This window comes from Mixta intestinalis, assembly GCF_009914055.1.
Lineage (GTDB): Bacteria > Pseudomonadota > Gammaproteobacteria > Enterobacterales > Enterobacteriaceae > Mixta > Mixta intestinalis.
Map to the genome: position 1 here is coordinate 1122842 of NZ_CP028271.1, position 21790 is coordinate 1144631.

The 21790-nt window shown below is 51.4% G+C and carries 19 protein-coding genes, 1 tRNA gene and 1 pseudogene; 13 read left to right on the forward strand and 8 right to left on the reverse strand.

The window, feature by feature from the left end:
• Nucleotides 1–372 precede the first annotated feature (372 nt).
• Entirely contained in the window at nucleotides 373–1164 is a 792-nt protein-coding gene (locus C7M51_RS05325) for an ATP-grasp domain-containing protein (protein ID WP_160620829.1), read from the forward strand.
• Between the two features lie 403 nt (nucleotides 1165–1567).
• On the opposite strand, the gene C7M51_RS05330 is transcribed toward C7M51_RS05325, so the two are convergent.
• A tRNA-Ser gene (locus C7M51_RS05330) sits at nucleotides 1568–1655 on the reverse strand.
• Nucleotides 1656–1886: 231 nt separating this feature from the next.
• Between C7M51_RS05330 and C7M51_RS05335 the strand changes: the two genes are divergently transcribed.
• The 4 genes from C7M51_RS05335 (at nucleotide 1887) to C7M51_RS05350 (ending at nucleotide 5776) form a co-directional block, all read left to right on the forward strand.
• Nucleotides 1887–3356 carry a peptide MFS transporter gene (locus C7M51_RS05335; protein ID WP_244323802.1) on the forward strand — a complete coding sequence of 490 codons (1470 nt, stop codon included), beginning with the start codon at nucleotides 1887–1889 and terminating at the stop codon, nucleotides 3354–3356.
• Nucleotides 3357–3436: 80 nt separating this feature from the next.
• Complete coding sequence (gene ghrA / locus C7M51_RS05340; protein WP_160620831.1) at nucleotides 3437–4378, forward strand: glyoxylate/hydroxypyruvate reductase GhrA; 942 nt, start codon at nucleotides 3437–3439, stop codon at nucleotides 4376–4378.
• Between the two features lie 47 nt (nucleotides 4379–4425).
• A complete protein-coding gene (locus C7M51_RS05345; protein WP_160620832.1) occupies nucleotides 4426–5163 on the forward strand; it encodes a phosphatase in 738 nt (245 codons plus the stop codon).
• Nucleotides 5164–5197: 34 nt separating this feature from the next.
• Nucleotides 5198–5776: a TorD/DmsD family molecular chaperone gene (locus tag C7M51_RS05350; RefSeq protein WP_160620833.1), complete on the forward strand. Its 579-nt coding sequence runs from the start codon at nucleotides 5198–5200 to the stop codon at nucleotides 5774–5776.
• 3 nt (nucleotides 5777–5779) lie between these two features.
• Here the strand turns inward: C7M51_RS05350 and C7M51_RS05355 are convergent, their stop codons facing one another.
• Entirely contained in the window at nucleotides 5780–7156 is a 1377-nt protein-coding gene (locus C7M51_RS05355; protein WP_160620834.1) for a CoA transferase, read from the reverse strand.
• A 65-nt stretch (nucleotides 7157–7221) separates the two neighbouring features.
• The gene (locus C7M51_RS05360; protein ID WP_160620835.1) at nucleotides 7222–8115 is read right to left on the reverse strand and encodes a DMT family transporter; all 894 of its coding nucleotides are present in this window, start codon (nucleotides 8113–8115) and stop codon (nucleotides 7222–7224) included.
• A 249-nt stretch (nucleotides 8116–8364) separates the two neighbouring features.
• Between C7M51_RS05360 and exaC the strand changes: the two genes are divergently transcribed.
• The 4 genes from exaC (at nucleotide 8365) to C7M51_RS05380 (ending at nucleotide 11884) form a co-directional block, all read left to right on the forward strand.
• Nucleotides 8365–9885 carry an acetaldehyde dehydrogenase ExaC gene (gene exaC / locus C7M51_RS05365; RefSeq protein ID WP_160620836.1) on the forward strand — a complete coding sequence of 507 codons (1521 nt, stop codon included), beginning with the start codon at nucleotides 8365–8367 and terminating at the stop codon, nucleotides 9883–9885.
• 142 nt (nucleotides 9886–10027) lie between these two features.
• Nucleotides 10028–10591 carry a nucleotidyltransferase family protein gene (locus C7M51_RS05370; RefSeq protein ID WP_160620837.1) on the forward strand — a complete coding sequence of 188 codons (564 nt, stop codon included), beginning with the start codon at nucleotides 10028–10030 and terminating at the stop codon, nucleotides 10589–10591.
• Nucleotides 10591–11571: an XdhC family protein gene (locus tag C7M51_RS05375; RefSeq protein WP_160620838.1), complete on the forward strand. Its 981-nt coding sequence runs from the start codon at nucleotides 10591–10593 to the stop codon at nucleotides 11569–11571. Before C7M51_RS05370 ends, C7M51_RS05375 begins: the two co-directional genes overlap by 1 nt.
• Nucleotides 11572–11695: 124 nt before the next feature.
• A complete protein-coding gene (locus C7M51_RS05380; RefSeq protein ID WP_160620839.1) occupies nucleotides 11696–11884 on the forward strand; it encodes a hypothetical protein in 189 nt (62 codons plus the stop codon).
• A gap of 120 nt (nucleotides 11885–12004) precedes the next feature.
• Here the strand turns inward: C7M51_RS05380 and C7M51_RS05385 are convergent, their stop codons facing one another.
• A complete protein-coding gene (locus tag C7M51_RS05385) occupies nucleotides 12005–13528 on the reverse strand; it encodes a methyl-accepting chemotaxis protein (protein ID WP_244323803.1) in 1524 nt (507 codons plus the stop codon).
• Between the two features lie 599 nt (nucleotides 13529–14127).
• On the opposite strand from C7M51_RS05385, the gene C7M51_RS05390 reads away from it, so the two are divergent.
• Nucleotides 14128–14544 carry an Ail/Lom family outer membrane beta-barrel protein gene (locus C7M51_RS05390; protein WP_160623578.1) on the forward strand — a complete coding sequence of 139 codons (417 nt, stop codon included), beginning with the start codon at nucleotides 14128–14130 and terminating at the stop codon, nucleotides 14542–14544.
• Nucleotides 14545–14941: 397 nt separating this feature from the next.
• On the opposite strand, the gene C7M51_RS05395 is transcribed toward C7M51_RS05390, so the two are convergent.
• Complete coding sequence (locus C7M51_RS05395; RefSeq protein ID WP_160620841.1) at nucleotides 14942–15919, reverse strand: NAD(P)H-dependent flavin oxidoreductase; 978 nt, start codon at nucleotides 15917–15919, stop codon at nucleotides 14942–14944.
• Nucleotides 15920–16130: 211 nt separating this feature from the next.
• Here C7M51_RS05395 and C7M51_RS05400 point away from each other — a divergent pair, with 211 nt between their 5' ends.
• Nucleotides 16131–17036 carry a LysR family transcriptional regulator gene (locus tag C7M51_RS05400; RefSeq protein ID WP_160620842.1) on the forward strand — a complete coding sequence of 302 codons (906 nt, stop codon included), beginning with the start codon at nucleotides 16131–16133 and terminating at the stop codon, nucleotides 17034–17036.
• Nucleotides 17037–17072: 36 nt separating this feature from the next.
• Here C7M51_RS05400 and C7M51_RS05405 read toward each other — a convergent pair whose 3' ends face one another.
• Complete coding sequence (locus C7M51_RS05405) at nucleotides 17073–18434, reverse strand: carbohydrate porin (RefSeq protein WP_160620843.1); 1362 nt, start codon at nucleotides 18432–18434, stop codon at nucleotides 17073–17075.
• Between the two features lie 424 nt (nucleotides 18435–18858).
• Here C7M51_RS05405 and C7M51_RS05410 point away from each other — a divergent pair.
• Nucleotides 18859–19286, forward strand: a pseudogene (locus C7M51_RS05410) (transposase family protein); the annotation flags it as partial.
• A 329-nt stretch (nucleotides 19287–19615) separates the two neighbouring features.
• Here the strand turns inward: C7M51_RS05410 and ychF are convergent.
• A complete protein-coding gene (gene ychF, locus C7M51_RS05415) occupies nucleotides 19616–20707 on the reverse strand; it encodes a redox-regulated ATPase YchF (RefSeq protein ID WP_160620844.1) in 1092 nt (363 codons plus the stop codon).
• A gap of 219 nt (nucleotides 20708–20926) precedes the next feature.
• Here ychF and C7M51_RS05420 point away from each other — a divergent pair, with 219 nt between their 5' ends.
• Complete coding sequence (locus tag C7M51_RS05420; RefSeq protein ID WP_160620845.1) at nucleotides 20927–21064, forward strand: hypothetical protein; 138 nt, start codon at nucleotides 20927–20929, stop codon at nucleotides 21062–21064.
• Here C7M51_RS05420 and pth read toward each other — a convergent pair whose 3' ends face one another.
• On the reverse strand, nucleotides 21065–21652 hold the full coding sequence (gene pth, locus C7M51_RS05425; protein WP_160620846.1) for an aminoacyl-tRNA hydrolase: 588 nt from the start codon (nucleotides 21650–21652) through the stop codon (nucleotides 21065–21067).
• Nucleotides 21653–21790: the final 138 nt, after the last annotated feature.

Sequence of the window (21790 nt, forward strand, 5' to 3'; positions counted from 1 at the left end):
TCTCTTTTTAGTTTATCTTGCGTTGCTTTCTTAATAAGATAAAAATGAATTTTATATTTCCTTAAAAATTAATTTTTTAACTGGAAAGATAGGTTTTGTTCTGTCGTATGGGCAGTGATTCCATCATGAATCTGTATTTTTTAAGATGCATCAAGTTCATTATGCTAATTATACTTATTTTTGTCTGGCGGGAATAGTACGTGCGAGCTGGCAGGTGCAGAATTTTTAAGGTAACGTATTAATCGTAATTTATTGTAAGTGGGGGGAGTTAAACCGAGCTGGAAGTCGTTGCCTGTCTGTACTTTTACCGAAATTTAAGTACTATGAAACTGGTGACGGTGGAGAATTAGTTTTATATAAAGGGAATGTTGCATGCAAATAATTTATCCAGGCGATTATTTTAACGCAAACAGAGTTGATGAAACCTTTGAGGCTGAATGCGATGGCGCAAGAAAAGCGGGTTTAAAAACTGTCTTGTTATCTTCCCAATCTTTCTATGAAGGAAAGATTAAGTTTTCAGGGAGTTTTGAACCAGGGCAACCTGTCATCTGGCGAGGCTGGATGCTTAAGGAAAAAGAATATCGCACCCTGCATGACGCTGTCAGTAGCTGCGGCGCAGAGATGTGGGTTTCTCCTGAGTATTACGCTGCCTGCCACTATATCACCGGCTGGTATGAACTATGCCGTGACTATACGCCTGAAACTATTTTCCTGAAAGAGAGCGATGATTTTAGCAAGGTTACGTCAGTACTTCAGTGGCCTGCCTGGTTTGTAAAAGACTATGTTAAATCGCTTACGACATCGCGCGGATCTGTAGCCCGGAATGCTGAAGAGATTCAAGAAATATTAGCTGGCATTAAGCAGTTTCGTGGAGAAATAGAAGGCGGCGTAGCTCTGAGAAAATTTGAACAGTTAAAGCCAGATAGTGAGCGGCGCTATTTCTCATTTAACCATAAAGTTTTTGCGGCAGATGATGTTATTCCTGCTGTAGTTCAGAAGATCGCAAATAATATTAAATCACCGTTTTTCTCCATAGATATGGCTGAATCCACCACGGGCGATCTTCGCTTAATTGAAATTGGCGATGGTCAGGTTTCTGATATCAAGGAATGGGATATGCAAAGGTTTATAGATATGCTGCGTTCAGGTGAACTGTTCAGCTAAATCAGCACCTGGTTAGTATTGCATCAGCTAGCTGTAAAATTTTTCTGTATTTTTTTGGATTCTAATCAATAACACATCCATATTGTGGCAATTTACTTTGTCGGTGCGTTATGCAGACAAAAAAGCCTGAACGTTCGCTCAGGCTTTCTCGTTGAATAATGGCGGTGAGGGGGGGATTGACTCGCTGCGCTCGCCGTTACTCGGCCCATCCCTGGGCCTCGCCCCTTCGGGGTCAACGCAGGCGTTGTTCAAAAACGCTCCCGGCGTTTTTGTGCGGGCAGCCTGTGGCTGTCCAACCGCTGCGCGGTTGTCGAACCCGGCGGGGGTTCTCATCTCCCCCCTTGTCGGTGCGCTATACAAACAAAAAAGCCTGAACTTTCGCTCAGGCTTTTTCATTGAAAAATGGCGGTGAGGGGGGGATTCGAACCCCCGATACGTTGCCGTATACACACTTTCCAGGCGTGCTCCTTCAGCCACTCGGACACCTCACCATATTGTCATCAACAGGCACACTGTTGATGGGCGCTAATGTAGGGATTTTACCTGCTTGCGTCAATCAACTTTCTGCGCGAAATGATGTGTTTAGTCAGATTTAAACCATTTCGCTGTGAAAATAATCGAAAAGCAGTTAAGAAATAACTGATACAGTAAATCAGACTGCATCCTGATAAAAGACGATGCATACTAATGCGCTTTCAATGCTTAAAAACACTGAGGTCAGCTTGAACAGTTCAACCAAAGCGCAACCGCAGGTGGCCCCAGCCGGGTCAGGGGCGCTATTTTTTATTCAGATCTTCGCGACGCTCGGCTTTGCCGTGCTCTATTCCACGCTGGTGCTGTATGCCACTAAAAGACTGGGCTTCAGTGAAGCGCAGGCGAACGCCACTATGGGCGTTTTCGGTGCCTTTAACTATGGCCTGCACCTGTTTGGCGGCTATCTTGGTGGGCGTTTTCTCAGTAACCGTAATTTGTTTGTGCTGGGTATGGTGTTGCAGGTTATCGGCTGCTGGGTGCTGTCAGGGGAGAGTGCGCAGGGACTTTACTGGGGGCTGGCGATGTTCCTGACCGGCAGCGGTCTCAATGTTACCTGTATTAACATGATGCTGACGCAGCGGTTTGCGCCGGACGATCATCGTCGTGAAGGGGCCTTCCTGTGGAACTATGCCGGGATGAATCTCGGCTTCTTTATTGGTTTTACCGGTGCCGGTTATTTTCAACTGGGTGAACATTATCAGGCGCTGTTTCTCTTTGCCACGCTTGGTAATGCGATGGCAATTATCATCAGCCTGCTGCGCTGGAAAATTCTGGCGGATATCGATACGCCGCTGCTGCATGTCAATCCGCGCCAGTTCCGCCTGCGTATGCTGATCGGACTGGTGGTGCTGGTCGCGCTGGTGCCGGTTATCCGTGTGATGCTGACGCACGCTGATTTTACCGGCTCTTTCGTTATTGTGCTGGGCGGCCTGATTTTTCTGCTGATGTGCTTTATTACGCTGCGCCATCGTCCGCGTCACGAACAGCGGCGTATGACAGCCTATCTGCTGCTGGCAATGGGATCGCTGGTGTTCTGGATGCTCTACCAGCTGGCACCGATGGGGTTGATGCTGTTTGTCGAACACAATATCAATCTTAACGTCTGGGGCATTCGCGTGGCACCGCAATGGGTACAGAATATCAATACCCTGGTCATTGTGATTGGCGGGCCGCTGCTGGCGCTGGCCTTTAACCGTCTGCGTCAGCGCGGCTGGCGTATCGATATCCCGTTACAGTTCGCCTGTTCGCTGTTTTGCATCGGGTTGGGAATGCTGGTGCTGCCGCTGGGAATTATGCTGGCGGGTGGAGATGGCATGGTGGCATTTAAATGGATTTTCTACAGCTATGTGCTGCAAAGCATTGGTGAGCTGCTGATCTCACCTATCGGCTACGCGATGATCGGGAAACTGGCTCCGACGCGTTATCAGGGCGTGATGATGGGCTGCTGGATGATGGTGACCGGCGTCGCTTCGGTGCTGGCGGGCTACGTCTCGGCGCTGATGCCGGAAAACAGCGGCAGCAGCGCGTTGCTGACTAATCCCGGCTACAGTCATATCTTCAGTCTGTTGGGTTGGGGTGCGGCAGCTGTCGGTCTGGTAATGCTGTTCCTGATGCCGTTACTGCGCAGGCTGATCCAGTCAACTGCACCACAGGCCTGACCGCGCCCGTGGGCTAATTTTTACTTGCCAGCGCCGCCATTTTCCCTGAGCCTTGAGGGAAATAACAATATGGAGGCGCTATGGACATTATTTTTTATCATCCCTCTTTTAACGCGGAAAAATGGCGGCAGGGGCTACAGCAGCGCCTGCCGCAGGCGCGTTTACGCCTCTGGCAACCGGGCGATAATCAGCCAGCTGATTACGCGCTGGTACGTATGGCACCGCCAGAAATGCTGCGCGGGCGCGGCGATCTGAAGGCGATTTTCGCCATTGGTGCCGGAGTGGATGATATCCTCGGTCAGCTACAAAAATACCCCGATATGATCGATCCCGCCGTCCCACTGTTTCGGCTTGAAGATACCGGCATGGGCCTGCAAATGCAGGAATATGCAGTGCATACCGTGTTGGGCTGGTTTCGCCGTTTTGATGACTATCGTCGTCAGCAACAGCAGGCGTGCTGGAAACACCTGGCGAACTACCGGCGCGAAGATTTTACCATCGGTATTCTTGGCGCAGGCGTGCTGGGGCTTAGCGTTGCCGAGAGTCTGAAAGCCTGGGGATTTCCGCTGCGCTGCTGGAGCCGTTCACCGAAACAGCTGGATGGGATTGAGAGCTTTCACGGCGACGATCGGCTCACGGCGTTCCTTGCCGATACGCAGGTGCTAATTAATTTATTACCCAACACGCCGCAAACCGTCGGTATTATTAATCGCAGCCTGCTGAATCGCCTTAAAGATGGCGCTTTTGTCATGAACCTGGCGCGTGGCGCGCACGTGGTGGAAGACGATCTGCTGGCAGCGCTGAATGATAATAAAATCAAGGGCGCTGCGCTGGACGTGTTTGTTAATGAGCCGCTGTCGGCGGATCACCCCTTCTGGCATCATCCTGGCGTCACGATTACGCCGCATAATGCCGCCGTTACCCTGCCGGAAGAGGCGATGGATTATATCGCCGGGGCTATTCAGCAGCTGGAAGCGGGGCAGCAGCCGCAAGGGCGCGTGGATTTGACGCGCGGCTATTAAATAACATACGGCAAAGTGTCGCTTTGCCGAAAAAGGAGAGAGTCCGGATGTATCCTGTTGATTTACATATGCATACCGTAGCCAGTACCCATGCTTACAGCACGCTGCACGACTATATCGCTATGGCAAAACAAAAAGGCATTAAGCTGTTTGCCATTACCGATCATGGCCCCGATATGGCCGATGCGCCGCACTACTGGCATTTCGTCAATATGCATGTCTGGCCGCGCGTTGTCGATGGTATCGGCATTTTGCGCGGCATTGAGGCGAACATTAAAAACCGCGCCGGAGAGATCGACTGCACCGGACGGATGCTTGATACCATGGATCTGGTTATTGCCGGATTCCACGAGCCGGTGTTCGCTCCGCAGGATAAGGCAATCAATACCGAGGCAATGATCGCAGCAATGGCCAGCGGTAATGTTCATATTATCAGCCACCCCGGTAACCCTAATTTCCCGGTTGATATCAAGGCAATCGCTGAGGCGGCGGCGGAATACCAGGTGGCGCTGGAAATCAACAACTCTTCTTTTACCCACTCGCGTCGCGGCAGTGAGCCGAACTGTCGCGCTATCGCCGAGGCGGTACGGGATGCGGGCGGCCTGCTGGCCTTTGGCTCCGATTCTCATACCGCCTTCACGCTGGGCAACTTTGAACACTGCCTGCGTATTACGCGTGAGGTAGATTTTCCGCAGGAACGCGTGTTAAATGTCACGCCGCGCCGCCTGCTCGATTTCCTCGAAATGCGGGGCGGGAAGCCTCTTGACGCGTTTGCTGATTTTTAACGGCGGCGTTTAACCTCTGAACGGACTGAAAGTAATGAATGAGTTTTCCATCATCTGCCGCGTGATCGGCTCGCTGTTTAATCGCCAGCCGCAGGATCCGCTGCTGGCGCCGCTGTTTACCCTGATTCGCGAAGGCAAGCTTCAGCAGCACTGGCCGCTGGAGCAGGATGAACTGCTGGCGCGCCTGCGTCAGCACTGCGATCCACAGGCGCTGACGGCGGATTACAATGCGTTGTTTGTCGGCAGCGACTGCCGTGTACCGCTCTGCGGTTCGCAGTGGAAAGATGGCCCAACGGAGGCGGAGGTGCGCAACTTCTTGCAGCAGCGCGGTATGCCCCTGACAGAAGCGCCAGCTGACAGCTTCGGTGCGCTGCTGCTGGCGGCTTCATGGCTGGAAGATCAGGCGCAGGAAGATGAAATCGCAGCGCAAATCGCATTGTTTGATGAGTTTCTGCTACCGTGGTGCGGTGCTTTTCTCGGTAAGGTAGAAGCGCACGCAGCCAGCGGTTTTTACCGCACGCTGGCGGCGCTCAGCCGTGAAGCATTGCAGGCGATGCGCGAAGAGCTGGCGGAAGCAGAAGAAGAAGAAAACGAAGACGACGCCGACGCGTAACGCTCAGGGCGTTAGCCAGCGTGCCGACGCCATACCCAGCGGGCCGCCGGATCGTGACCAGAGCAGCGGCGTCCCCGGCAGCCACAGCGGTGACCTCAGGCGATAGCCGATGCCGAGTGGCGTGAACTCCAGCGTATCGCTGGCGTCATGGGGTTGCGCCGGGCCGAGGCCGCCTGGTGTCGCACCCGTTGGATAAGGATGCGCGGTCAGCAGGTGGGCGGTACGTGCCAGCGACAGACGCGCCGTGAAGCCGGTACCCTGGGCAAGACGCCGCCGCATACCTTCCAGCACTGCGGCGGCCATCAGATAACCGGTAGCGTGATCCAGCGCCTGTACCGGCAGTGGATGAGGCGTTGCGGTTCCGCGCCAGCGCTGTCCGGCCTCAGCGATGCCGCAGGCCATCTGCACCAGACTGTCAAAACCGCGCCGGTTGCGCCACGGGCCGCTCCATCCCCAGGCGTTCAGGCTGACATCGATCAAACCCGGCGACAGCTGCTGGCAACGTGCACTGTCATAGCCCAGCTTCTCCAGCGCATCGGCGCGATAGCCATGTACCAGCACATCCGCCTGCGAAAGCAGCTGTTCAAACTGCTGGCGCCCGGCGGTGCTTTTCAGATCGAGGCGTGCGCTGCGCTTGCCCAGCATCAGCTCTTCCTCCAGCGCAGGCTCTTCCCAATCCGGCGGATCGAGACGCAGCACGTCGGCTCCCAGGCCAGCAAGAAAGCGCGTTGCTACCGGCCCGGCAACGATCCGGGTTAAATCAAGTACACGAACGCCGTTTAGCGGGCGCGCGACAGGCAGGGGCCATGTAGGTGATGCGGCCTCTGTCTGTGAAGTCCATGCGATAAGCGGCTCCTGTGCCACGCTTTTTCCCTGCGGATGTTGTTGCCATGCGCTCAGGGTACGCATTTCCGCCGCGCAGCCGCCTGCGTCGACGATCGTCTGCTCCAGCTCCCGTTTTTTCCAGCTGGCAACGCTCTTGACCAGCCTGTCGCGATTGGCATGTTTACCCAACACGCGTTCCATTGCCCGGCGGTGATGTGGGGCGTTGGTGTGCAGGCGGATCCAGCCATCGGCGGTGGCATAGTCGCCAGAGAAAGTATCCCAGGCGGAAGGTAAAGGACGATTAACCGGGTAAAAACTGTGTTGAAACCAGCGTGAAGCGAGACGGACATTCAGCCGTAGCCTGGCAGAATTATTGACCAGGGCTGCCGCAGCCTGGGCAGCCAGCGCCACGGAGGTGACGGCAAATTCACTCACCGGCCAGGCGCAACAGAAGGCATGCTGTTCCTGTAGATCAATCTGAGGAAGAGGCAACGCTTTGCTACGTAATCCGTACCAGAACTGTTGCCAGAATTGTACCGCCAGCTGGTGATCCATGTTGCTCTCCCTCGGTATCGTTCTTTTTTACCTTAGCAACAGATGGCGCTTTTTTCCTGTTATGGCTAATGCTTACGTCGCAGCGGCAAACGGGGAAAACGAGCGTGCATCCGCAAATTGCGGATATTGATTACTGCAATAGCGGTGCCGAGTATCACCAGCAGCGAACCGGCAACTTTAAACTGATTCATGCTGTCGCCCAGCACCAGCACGCCCATAATGACGGCCAGCACCGGCGTTAGCAACGAATAGGGCATAATCAAATTAACGTTATATTTCTTCAGCAGCGCATACCACAGCGAGTAGGCCACTACCGAGGAGGCAATGGCGCTGAACAGGATGCCAAACCAGCCGCGCCAGGTAGCGTGTAGCAGCGCATCGATCTGGTTTTCTTCAGTAAGCCAGGAGGTGAGGCCCACTACCGGAATCGCCATAAAAGAGAGCCATCCGGTCATGGTTAGCGGTTTAATCGGCGGCGCTTTTTTCACAATCAGGTTGCTGACGGCCCAGCCAACGGCGCTGGTCAGAAGCAGTGTCAGTACCCACCAGCTGGGAATGGTTGGGCTGCCGCTCAGGACCGCTACGCCGCTAAGAGAAATCAGGATGCCGCACAGCTGAATAAAGGTAAGGCGTTCTTTTAATATGAGCCAGGCCAGCAGCATCGCAATGGGCGTACCGAGCTGCACCACTACCGCCGCCGTACCGGCATCCGTATAGCCGATACCAACAAACAGCAGCGAAAAATGCATAAAGCCAAACGTGAAGGCCAGCGCCGCCAGCCAGGGCAGCTGGACGCGTGTCACGCGGGTGAAGGGCACCAGTACCAGTGCTACCACCACGAAACGCATGCAGGTTAAAAACAGCGGCGGTAAATCGAGCAGACCCCATTTAATCGCTACGTTATTGAATGCCCAGATAGAAACAACCATTAACACCAGAAAAAAATGACGCAGCGCCACAACTCCATCCTTAAATGTCTGCAGTAAGTCACCTGTTATCATGACAGGTATTAGTCGCCAGACAAGCACGTTTCTGGCGTTGACAGGCCAGGGAGCACAAATGAGTGGATGGCTGACGGAATCCATTGTGCTCACGTTTTTCTCCCCTGACGGCTGTTAACCTGAGTCGCTCAATGACAGCTATCAGACGCGGTCAGGGAATTTATGGCTGCTTCTTGCTTAATCGCTTAAGTGCTTGGGAGGATAGATATGCGTTACGCGTGGCCATCAAGTCAGGGTTCGCTAATTGTCTTACAGCAGCGTTATGATAACTATATTAACGGCGAGTTTGTGCCGCCGATTGAAGGGAAATATTTCACGAATACTTCGCCGGTAGATGGTTCCGTTATCGGCGAGTTTCCGCGCTCCGGGCAGGAAGATATTGAACGGGCGCTGGATGCGGCACATGCCGCTGCCGAACGCTGGGGAAAAACGTCGGTACAGGCGCGCTCGCGCATTCTGTTGCAAATTGCCGATCGTCTGGAGCAGCATCTGGAGCGGATTGCGGTAAATGAAACCTGGGATAACGGCAAGCCGGTACGTGAAACGCTGGCCGCCGATGTGCCGCTGGCTATTGATCATTTCCGCTATTTTGCTGGCTGTATTCGCGCCCAGGAAGGTTCGGCGGCGGAGCTTGATGAATATACCGCCGCTTATCATATCCATGAACCGTTAGGCGTAGTGGGCCAGATAATCCCGTGGAATTTTCCGCTGCTGATGGCAGCGTGGAAGCTGGCACCCGCGCTGGCCGCCGGCAACTGCGTGGTAATGAAACCTGCCAGCCAGACGCCGTTGTCCATTACGCTGTTTGCTGAGCTGGCTGGCGATCTGCTGCCGCCGGGCGTCCTGAACATTGTGCATGGCTACGGACGCGAAATAGGGGAAACGCTGGCCGGTAATCCGCGTATCGCTAAAATTGCCTTTACCGGCTCTACCGCTACCGGCGTTCGTATTCTGCAACAGGCGGCAGAGCGTCTGATTCCCTCTACCGTTGAGTTGGGCGGTAAATCACCTAACATCTTCTTTGAAGATATTATGCAGGCCGAACCCTCCTTTATCGAAAAAGCGGCTGAAGGTCTGGTGATGGGCTTCCTGAATCAGGGCGAAATTTGCTCATGTCCGTCGCGGGCGCTGGTGCAGGAATCGATTTATGAGCCTTTTATCGATGCGGTGAAAAAACGTATTAAGGCTATCCGACGTGGCGATCCGCTGGATACCGAAACCATGGTAGGCGCGCAGGCGTCACAGCAGCAGTTCGATAAAATTCTGTCCTATCTGGATATTGCAAGACAGGAGGGCGCGCAGATCCTGACCGGTGGCGGCGTTGAGAAAACAGAGGGCCAGCTGAAAAACGGCTTCTATATTCAGCCGACGCTGCTGAAAGGCAGCAACGATATGCGCGTTTTCCAGGAGGAAATTTTTGGCCCGGTGATCGGCGTGACCACTTTTAAAGATGAGGCTGAAGCGATTGCCATTGCGAACGACACTATTTATGGCCTGGGGGCCGGCCTCTGGACTCGCGATATCAACCGTGCCTGGCGCGTTGGGCGGGCGATTAAGGCAGGCCGCGTCTGGACCAACTGTTACCATCTCTATCCGGCGCATGCGGCGTTCGGCGGTTATAAACAGTCGGGCATCGGGCGCGAAACCCATAAAATGATCCTGGAACACTATCAGCAAACCAAAAATCTGCTGGTCAGCTACAGCATTGAGCCTCAGGGCTTTTTCTGAAGCGGGGCGACAACGAAATGAAAGGGGGCGAATATCGTCCCTTTTTTTATCGGGTGAGATCGCACTTTGCGCTACTGAATTTGACGTTAATTATTGTAGGCGTTATGCCTGACGGATAATAACCGTAACGGGAACCTCGGTCATGAGCGTAGGGATCCTGCTGTTAGCGGCGGGCGAAAGTGTGCGCTACCGTGCCGCCTGTGGACGGCATAAACTGCTGGAACCGGTTGAAGGCGAAGCGATGCTGGCGCGCTGTTATCGTATTGCGATGCAAAGCGGCCTGCCGGTAGCGATAGTGTTGCGGCCTGAACCGCTGGCGCTGCGAAACTGTGTGGCTGGCGCGCAGCAGATTGTTCTGCCAAGCGCCGGTATCGGCAATTCTGTCGCCGCAGGCGTACAGGCTACCAGCCACTGGGACGGCTGGCTGATTATGCTGGCCGATATGCCCTGGCTGCAACCTGAAACGCTGTTGCAGGTGGCGCAGGCGCTGAAGCAGCATAAGCAGGTACGGACTTGCTGGCAGGGGATGCCTGGACATCCGGTAGGTTTCAGCCGTGACTGCTATCCGCAGCTGGCGGCGCTGTCGGGAGAAACGGCAGCGCGCGATCTGTTAAAGCAGAGCGGAGTATATCTTCTGACGACGCAGGATGCGGGTACCGTGCAGGATATCGATTTACCCGCCATGTGGTTAAACAAGGAGTCATAATGCATTCACTCGATCAGCAGGTGATCGCCTGCGCGTTGAAATGGCATCAGCAGGGTGCTGTGGTCTGGCTCTGTACCGTGCTGCGTAGCTGGGGATCGGCACCTCGTGGGCCCGGAGCGATGCTGGTGGCTAACCAGCAGGGCGAGTTTTGCGGTTCGCTTTCCGGTGGCTGTATCGAGGATGATTTCCTGGCCCGTGTGCAACAGGGTGAATTTATGCGCGACAGTCAACTGGTGCGCTACGGCGAAGGCGGGCTGACATCGCCGGTGCTGTTGCCATGTGGCGGCGTGCTGGAGGTACTGATCGAGCGGCTTCCGGTCGATGCCGCCAGCCTGACGCATCTGTCACGCCTGCAACAGACGCTGGCAGGCGATGAGCGCATTGTTAAGCAAGTGACGATCGGTCAGCGCGCCCGACTGGAAGACGATAAGGCTGACGCACCGCGTACGCTGCATTACGATAATCATTCAGTAACGTTACCCGTTGGCAGCGTGTTAACGCTGTTGCTGGCGGGCTATTCGATGGTATCGCGTGAATGCCTGCGAATGGCGCAGATGTTAAGGATGCAGGTTATTGTTTGCGAACACCGGGAAACCTTCTGGCGTCAGCTCTGTGAGCAACAGAACGATCCGCAGACCGAACAGGGCAGCCTGCGCTGTATTCATCAGCATCCGGCACGCTATCTTGAACAGTATGGTACCACGCGGCATACGGCCATTATTTGCACCACGCACGATGCGCGGGTGGACGATCTGACGTTGTTGGAGGCAATAAATACACCAGCGTTCTATCTGGGAGCAATGGGATCGACCAGCAGCAGTCAGCAACGAATAGCACGCCTGCGCGATATCGGTGAGTTGGATGAACATCAACTCCAGCGCATTCATGCACCGGTTGGTTTACCCATCGGCAGTAAAACGCCAACGGAGATTGCCCTGGCCATCATGGCGGATATTGTCAGAGTTAAAAATGGGCGTTAGCCGGAAATAATGTGGGCAAGGCGGCAGCGGAAATATCGGAAAAAAGCGGCTGCCGTGTTGCCCTGTGGCGCTGTCGCCTGATATAGCTATGGTGCATGAGAACGCACTTTCACTGGAGGAAACGATGTCATTTAGCCGTAGCCTGTTCGATGAACGCGATGAAACGCTCGATGCTCTGGAAGAAAGTCTGATTGCGGTAGGGTTGCCGGGGCGACAGGCGTTGCACCTGAGCGCGCATCCGCCGGTAAATGAGCATTACGCTACGCTGCACGATCCGTTGTATGAGGCTGATGAGCGCATAATCTGGCGTTAACGTTTTACGGCATCATGTTAGCTAACGGCTTTAAACGGCATACAGGCTTAACAGATAGTGGCTCAATAAAAAACGGCACCTGGACGGGTGCCGTTAGCGTATTTTTCACCTACACCGTTATCAGACAGTAGCGGTTTTAAAAATCGCTACGCTTTTGCTGAGGTGGGAAGCCTGATCTTCCAGCGATGCAGCGGCAGCGGCGGCCTGTTCTACCAGCGCAGCGTTCTGCTGCGTCACCTCATCCATTTGCGCGACCGCCAGGCCGACATGCTCGATGCCGTTTGCCTGCTCGTCGGAAGCGGTGGAGATTTCGCTCATGATTTCGGAAACGCGCTGAATTGAGGTAACAATATCTTTCATTGTGCTGCCCGCATCAGCCACCAGCGCGGTACCTTCCGTAACACGTTCGGTTGACTGATGGATCAAGCCCTTAATCTCTTTGGCAGCCGTGGCGCTGCGCTGTGCCAGAGCACGGACTTCACTGGCGACCACGGCAAAACCGCGTCCCTGTTCGCCAGCGCGTGCCGCTTCTACCGCCGCGTTCAGTGCCAGTATATTGGTCTGGAAAGCGATACCTTCAATCGTACTGATAATATCAACGATATGCTGTGAGCTTTCCGCAATGGCTGACATCGTGGTGACGACCTGATCAACGACATTGCCGCCGCGCAGGGCAACCTGTGAGGCATCGCTGGCCAGCGAGCTGGCATGCTGGGCGTTTGATGTATTCTGACGTACGGTTGCGGTCAGCTGTTCCATACTGGCAGATGTTTCTTCCAGTGAGGCGGCCTGCTGTTCTGTACGACTGGAAAGATCGATATTGCCGGTTGCTACCTCTTTTGCCGCATTATCAATAGACGACGCCGCATTTTGTATGTCGGAGACGACGCGGGTAAGCTGAGACTGCATTGAGGAGAGAGCATTAAGCAATACGCCGGTTTCGTCATGAGAACTGGCAACCAGACTGCTGGTTAAATCACCGGTTGCGATCGCCTGAGCCGCATCAACAGCCCGTTGTAGCGGAGCGGTGATGGCGCGCGTTAACAGGTAGCCAAGAGTGATAGCGATAGCTAGGCCCGCCAGTGAACCCACGATCAGCGTTAACGTGGTTTGTGCGATGGTCGCCGTGACGGCTTGCTGGCGCTGCTCCATTAACCCATGCTCTTCGTTCACCATATCACCAATAATGGCCCGCATCCCGTCCATTTGCGTTTTGCCGGTATTGGCCTCAAAAGCGCGAATGAAAACGTCATGCGGCAGCGTTCCGGCCGTGACCGCCCGGCGATTCTCCAGAAGTTGCCGGGCAAAGTCCTCATTCCATACCTGCTGCTGTTGCTGCAAACGTGTCAGGCGCTGCTGTTCCTCCGGGTTATCCGAAGTCAGTTGTTTTGCTGTTGCCAGATGCTGCAGGAAGCTTTTTTGCCCCAGCGTATAGGGTTCCAGCATCTCCTCTTTGCCATTAAGCGCATAGCCACGCAGACCGGTTTCCATATTAACCAGACTCTCTGCCAGGCTGCGGCTTTCATCAATGACCTGCCAGGTATGCACATTCCAGTCGTTCGCCGTGACGATACGTGAAAAATTTAAATAGAATGAGGTACAGATAATCAGCATTACCGTGACCACTGCACCGAAAGCGAGCATAAGCTTTCGCCTGATACTGAGATTTTTAAACATAATTAATCATCCGCGTGTTTTATGAGAATCCCGTTAACTTTCCAGGGGACGCATAAACATCGGCGCAGGCAGAGAAACCTTTAGAGCGGGTAGTCATTATTCTGTTGCGGCCAGGAAAAAGGCGGCAGGAAATGAGAGACATAACAAATTAATAAATACGGGGAAATTTCAGACTTGTGTAGATGCCAAAAATAACCGAATGACAGGGAATCATTATACTTTTTGAAAAGTGTGAAAGTAGAATAAGACTACCATTACGTGTCTGATTACTGCTCCGTCAGGCAGGCTTGTTGCAGGTGTGGTTGTAAAAAAGGAAATTAAGTTAAACTTGCTAATATTAATTAATCTTAACCATCTCGCATTAATGGTGTGCCGACGGGAAGCGTAAACTCAGAAAATTTATTAATGGTTTTTCATATACTTTATTTTGAAAGGAATTCAAAAATGAAAAAGTTGACCCTTGCACTACTTTTCGTTACCGGGATAACCAGCTGCGCAGCATCGGCCAATGATCATATACTGTTCAGGTAGGCTATGCGCAGGGCAAAGCCAGTGGTTTTAGCGAGATTCGTGGCGTTAACCTGCAATATCACTATAAAATGGACTCCCTGATTAGCCTGATGACTTCTTTAACCTGGATGAAGGGCGATGACGAACTTAGTAAGACGGTAAGAAATCATCATTTTACCCATCATGTTGATGTGAAATATTATTCAGCGTTGTTTGGTCCTTCTTTCCGTATTAATGATTATGCATCGTTCTATGTGGCCGGCGGCCCGGCGCGCATAAAAGTGCGTGGTAAAGTTCCTGAAGTTAATCGTAAATATGATGGGCGTAAATCCTCTTTTGCTTATGGCGCAGGATTTATTTTTAACGTTAATGAAAACTTTACCATCAATGCGGGTTATGAAGGAACAAGAATGAATTTTATTAACGATTATACTATAAATACTTTTAACGTTGGTATTGGTTATAATTTCTGATTAAAGATTTATTGTAAATATATTTATTTGCCAACGTGGAAATGACCTGTTTGCCTTATTAAGGCTTTCGTCTGACCAGGGCCGCTTGTTGGTTTTTCAGTAGCCAGTCTGTAAAAGGCAAAGTGAGGCTTTTCTCACTTTGCCTGCCGTCCGGTAATTCGCTTAGAGTGTTCAAATAAATAGCCCATACTCTTCAGATAAAGTCTTCCTGTGCTTACAATGGCCGCCTTGTTTCTCCCGCAAGCTCCGACAAACTGGTAACAAAGGCGTGAACAGTTAATCTCTGGAGCAGGTTCAGCGAATGGGGATAAAAAAGCCTGAACCAGCAGCACGTATGAACATGGATGGTTTAATTCATTATGCAGGGCGTGTCTGACCCTGCATTTACTTTGTTGAACTAAATTGCCAGTTCGTTCACCACTTCCGATACGCTTTTCACTCGCCGGATATTGCCGATACCGGTACCTAACGAGATGTAGCCTTCATCACTATTTCCCTCCAGCATGCCGAGGCGTAAACCGCGCAATCCGCCCATTACAGCGCCCAGCTCTTCATTGCTGCAGCCCGCTTTATCCATCGCCACCAGCTTTTCTGCCAGTTTGCCGGGCAGGGCGCGATAGTAAGCCGGCTGCGTACGGAAGAGCAGCAAATCCAGACCGTTGGCCGCGACAATTTTATCTTTTATCTGCTGTGGAACACGGTTTTCCTCTGTGCTAATAAATACGGAACCGGCGAATACGCCTTCTGCGCCTAATGCATGGGCGGCTCTGGCCGTACGGCAGTCAGTAATACCTCCTGCTGCTAAAACGGGAACCTGCTGTACGGCATCGACAATCAGCGGAACAATAGAAAAGGTGCCTAATACCGTGCCGGGCAGGGTGCCGCCCTCATCAAAACCGGTTGCGACGATAATGTCTGCTCCGGCCTCTTCGGCGATGCGGCTGTTTTCTGGCGTTGGATTAATATCACGGTAGATGATTTTAATATCCGCAGCTTTTAACTCATCAAACAGCGCAGGAATTACAGCGCCTTCACCATAGCCGGTATAAACCACAACCTTTACCGCTTCTTCTTTTAACACCTGAACAATTGGGGGCGTCCAGATATCGTTTTCAGGCGTAGGGATCAGGTTAACACCGAAAGGTTTATCGGTGAGGCGTTTTGTTTTACGAATTTCCTCGCGCATTTTTGCTGCGGTTTCTTCCGGAGTCGAGACTGCGGTTTCAGCGGTGAGTCCTGCATTAGGGCCAAGTACACCCAATCCGCCGGCGTTACTGACGGCAGCAACAAAGCGGGCATCAGTTAGCCAGGATAATGGCCCCTGAATGACGGGCTTTTCTATACCCAAAATCTGACAGATACGGTTATTTTGCATGATGATTTCCCTTAATATTTTCACCGCGCCCTGAAGCAGAGCGCGAAAGTTGAAAACACAATGTCCGGGAATTTTACGCAGCCTTATTGTTCTGAAAAATAGCTAATTCGTTTCAACACTATTATTGTGTGTGTAACAATCAGTCCGGGGCGCTGGCAAAAAGATTCCCCGTAATACAAATGGGCGCATCTCCTTCACATGATACGGCGTTATGCAAATTAATCTGTTTGAATCTATTAAAATCTTTATCGAAATTGTCGAGTCTGGCAGCTTTACCCGGGCGGCGGAAAATCTGCAAATTCATCGTCCTGCGGTAACCCGAGCGATACAACAGCTGGAGCAATACAGCAGCGTGCGGTTACTGCTGCGTACAACACGACGGATTCAGCTTACCTCTGAAGGGGAAGATTTTTATCGGCGCAGCAAACATTTGTTAAATCAGGCTGATGATTTGCTGGAATCTCTGGCTGGTAACCGTCCCTTACGGGGGCAGTTACGTGTGGATATGCCTACCGCAATTGCCACTCTGTTGGTCATTCCCAACCTGCCCGATTTTTATCGCGATCATCCTGATATTGAAATCGTGTTAAGTAGTTCCGATCGCCGCCGGGATATGTTGCGTGATGGACTGGACTGTGTGCTACGTATGGGAGAACTGGAAGATGGTGATTATATTGCCAGACCGCTGGGGCTGATTAAAATGACCACCTGTGCCAGCCCTTCCTGGCTGGCGCTGCATGGTATGCCGAAGACGCTTGATGATTTACAAGGGCGTCAGGCGGTAAACTGGATCAACAGCAGCAGTCGACGAATCATACCGTGGACATTTCAGACGCCTACAGGCACTGAAAAAATCCTTATGCCGGGAAAACTGGTACTGGATAACGCTGAAGCCTATGTTGCTGCGGGACTGGCGGGTTTGGGAATGCTACAGGGGATGAATATTTTTTTACAGCCCCACATTGATAACGGGCGCCTGGTGGAAATCTTACCCGATTATCCACCTCCGGCCCGTAAACTATCTATTCTTTACCCGCACCGACATCTTGCGCGTAAAGTGCGTGTTTTTGCCGACTGGCTGGATAATTTACTACAGCGGCCTGGCTCGATAAATTAATGCTGGCAGGCGGCGGAGCCCGCCAGCGTAACGTGATTAAAAGGTTATGCTCGTTTTTAATTCGCCAACCCAGGCGTCCTGCGTTTCGCTTAAGCCACCGGGACGATGCCAGTACTGGATTCCCGGCTGCAATTCAAGCCAGCTAACCGGACGGAATCGATAGTAGAGTTCCGCATTAACAGAATGGCCGGGAACCGGATTGTAAAGCGCATTGTTATAATCGTTGATGCTCATCGTTTCATTTTTTGCCTGTTGCTGGCGGCTGTAATGTTTACTCATATCTATGTAACTGACGCCAAGGCCAATCCAGTCTTGCGGCCTGGCATCGAACAGGCCGCGGTAGCGCATTGACGCAGCGGTAACAATATGCAGAAAGTTACTGCGCTGATCGCCTGCGCCGATATTCCAGCCTAAACTCATCCCTCTGTTTGCATCATCAGCGTGTCGCGTAACCTGCTGATTGGCACCCGCCCACATAAACCAGGTGCGATGGTATTCTTTATAACCTTGCGCATCGCTTAAGCCCTCAGGCTGTGATTTCCCACTATAGAGATCATATTGCCTGGCATTAGTAAACTGCGCGCCAATATTGTAAATACCGGGTAGGTCATTGATATGAGTTTTCCATTCCAGCTCTACCGGAAGTATAAAGCCTTTACTGCCTTTGGTTGACCAGCTCCAGGCCTGACTACGTGCCGTGGCGCGTGGATTTTGCTCCAGAATACCAGTTTTAACGGTAACTTCAGGGGTTATTTTATAAACAAAGGTTGTTCCCCAGGTATGGATATTCCAGTTATTCCAAAAAAAGGAATTCGCGGATTTGCCGCCACAGAGCATCAGCATTTGGAAATCACAGGGCGCGACCTGATCAAAGGTTTGCACCTTATTCATCATACCAATTCGCCACTGTAGTCGACGATCGTCAAAGGTACGGCTGAAGGTTAACCAGCCAAGACGCGTAATCGAACCGGTACCATGACTTTCCTGTCCGGAGTCATTCATATTGACCCGGGGATCCTGCAGGCGTTTTGTGGTTAAATTATCATCATGGTTACGATTGACGATATTTCCTTCAATTTTTGCATCCGGGATACCGGTAAAACGTTCAAGATCCTGGCTAAAGGTTAATGAAAACTGATCGATATAGGCGACGTGTTCGTCATGATTGTAGCCGCCGCCAGCGTTATAAGCGATTTCATTCAAATAGTTAAGATGATAGTTGAAGCCATGATCTTCAAGTATCGGCCTGATACCCAGCATGTCACCAAGCAACCCGGTGCCCGGTGCTTCAAATCCTAATACGGTTCCATTCCATTCATTTTTTTCCGCAGAGGCATACATTGCGGGTAATAAAAGCGCTGAAAGTAGAGTAAGTCGAGCAATGTTAGAATTTTTCATGGTTATCTCAAAGTTAATAAATATCAGGCGCAGGATTGCAACGACGATAATAAAATCGCCTTAAAGTTTGTTGTGGAAGTAGTGGCTGCTGAATTTGCAGCAAAAAAAAACCTAAACCGTTTTGTTTTCGATTTTCGAAACCAAAGCGGTTTAGGTTTTGCCTGTTGTACAGTAACAATCCTTGAGGGGAGAATGATTATAAAAATGAACCTGTCTGACAAGAGGCAAGAGGCAACTTAGTTTGGTTATGTGAGGGAGATCTTGTTTTTACTTAATCTAAGTTTGCTGCTGGTTAATTAACTTTTGGTGTATGTAATGTTAGCCAGTTTTAATGAATTTCCTCTGCATAAATTTTTATTATCTGGTCTGTTTTTTGATGAGGTGAAAATATCACTTTTAATCAGGTGTCAAAATTCACTATGCCACTACAATCACCGCCGCCGCCCTGCTCAATGACCGTGTAGTGCCATTTTATGAGTCTCATGGCCTGCCGATGCTGAGAATACTGACCGACAGAGGTACTGAGTTCTGCGGTAAAGTGGAGCAGCATGATATCAACTTTATCTGGCGATAAATGACATTGACCATAAGAAAACGAAAGCCGTGTCACCACAGACAAAGGGTATCTGCAAGCGGTTCCATAAAACGATATTGCACGAGTTTTATCATGTTACGTTCCGCAAAACGCTATATAGCGATCTCGATACATTACAATCGGATGTTGATGAATAGTTGGCTTAATACAATAATGAGCGAACCTATCAGGGAAAGATATGCTATGGCATGACGTCAATGGAAACGTTACTTGATAGAAAAAACATCTGGACAGAAAAGAATCTAAAACAGATGTAATCTGACAGATAGCTGTAGAAATAACCGGTAAATGTCAGAGCAGATCTGAGCTAATACACGTAATCAGATGTTAGTTCAATATAGGTCTAAGACTATATCTTATTTTAAGAGCGGCGAAGTGTCTGATGATCTATGCGGCCAGTCTAAATTGTACTCACTCCTTTGAAGCCGATCAAATTGTTAGACTCACTACCATACTCGCTTTTAAGTGAGCTTCATGAGATTAAATGAATGCTTCAGATATAAGAAATCCACGCAATTGCGTGGATTTATAGCGTATTTATTGTCCTTGGAGACGGTAGAAGCCCGCCCGGAACAAAAGATTATATTTAGACGTTAAACAGGAAGTTCATAATATCGCCATCCTTAACGATATAGTCTTTCCCTTCAGAACGCATTTTTCCCGCTTCTTTCGCGCCCTGTTCGCCTTTATAGGTAATGAAATCGTCAAAAGCGATAGTCTGGGCGCGGATAAAGCCTTTTTCAAAATCGGTATGAATTTTACCTGCCGCCTGCGGAGCGGTTGCGCCTACCGGGATAGTCCAGGCGCGTACTTCTTTAACGCCTGCGGTAAAGTAAGTTTGCAGATTCAGCAGCGCATAGCCAGCGCGAATAACACGGTTCAGGCCCGGCTCTTCCAGTCCCAGCTCCGCCATAAACTCATCGCGTTCTTCATCATCCAGCTCGGCAATATCAGATTCAACGGCGGCGCAAACCGGCACAACCACTGAGCCTTCTTTCTCGGCGATAGCGCGTACCTGATCGAGGTAAGGGTTATTCTCGAAGCCATCTTCATTGACGTTAGCGATATACATGGTCGGCTTCAGCGTCAGGAAACTCAGATAGCGAATTGCGGCTTTCTCTTCTGCATCCAGCGGCAGGGAACGCAGCATACCGGCATTTTCCAGATGCGGCAGGCATTTCTCCAGCACCGCCTGTTCCAGTTTGGCGTCTTTATCGCCGCCTTTGGCTTTTTTCTGCACGCGCTGTAGCGCACGTTCGCAGGTATCAAGGTCAGAAAGCGCCAGCTCGGTATTAATGATATCAATATCTTCCGCCGGGTTCACTTTGCCAGAAACGTGAATGATATTGTCGTTTTCAAAGCAGCGCACCACGTGGCCAATCGCCTCGGTTTCACGAATATTGGTCAGAAACTGGTTACCCAGACCTTCACCTTTGGATGCGCCTTTTACCAGGCCTGCAATATCAACAAATTCCATCGTGGTCGGTACGGTACGCTGCGGCTTAACAATCTCCGCCAGCTTATCGAGACGTGAATCAGGCATTGGCACCACGCCGGTATTAGGCTCAATGGTACAGAACGGGAAGTTAGCTGCTTCGATACCCGCTTTGGTTAACGCATTGAACAGAGTGGATTTACCCACGTTAGGCAGGCCCACGATACCGCATTTGAATCCCATGTTTGAATCACCTTAATTGCTGAGATAACCGGACAAGCTCGCTTGCCGATAATGACATGAAAAAATTGCCGCTAGTATACACGTAATTATGGCCTCAATGGGGTGGATTTCATTATCTGTGGACGGGAAAAAAGGTTTTAAACCTGCATTTCCGTCAATTGTTGCTGATAAAAAGTATGAGACGTAACGTGAATACAAGAGGGGGTAGCTGGTTTTATTATGATAACGCTGCCACAGCCGCTGGAAATGAAGCACAGCGAATCATGCTGGCGCAACAGAGGGGCTGGGTGCGGCAAAACGGCGATGCCGCTGCGCCAGATTACCAGCCTGCCGGATGAATACGGCAGGCTGAAGTAGTCAGCTGGCCTTGTAACTGTGCAGCCGATTCATCGCCTTCAACAGGTCATCCTTTAACCAAATCTCGGTGCAACGTGCGGCCTCGTCTACCGCATTATCGATCAATGTCTGTTCTGACGCAGGCGGTTTACCCAGCACAAAGCCTACCACCTTATTACGATCGCCCGGATGACCGATACCGATGCGTAGACGATGGAAGCCCTGATTATTGCCCAGTTTGCTGATGATGTCTTTCAGCCCGTTATGGCCGCCGTGACCACCGCCCAGCTTGAATTTCGCCACGCCCGGCGGTAAATCCAGCTCATCATGCGCTACCAGAATCTCTTCTGGCGCGATGCGGTAAAAGGTTGCCATCGCCGCTACCGCTTTGCCGCTCAGGTTCATAAAGGTTGTGGGCACCAGCAGACGCACATCTTTTCCGCCAACGTTCAGGCGTGCGGTATAGCCGAAAAATTTACTCTCTTCTTTCAGCGACTGATTATGGCGTTCTGCCAGCAGATCCACATACCAGGCACCGGCATTATGGCGCGTTGCGGCATATTCCGCGCCGGGGTTGGCAAGGCCAACGATCAGCTTGATATCACTCACGGTGGTCATTTCCTGCTTAAAACCGAAGGGCGATAGTGTAGCGACCAGAGGGGAAGAATACAAAACAATGAAAGCGGTTTGATTGCGTTGCGCAATAATAAGTTTTCTATATAAATACAGCCGTTTAGCGCCGGAAAA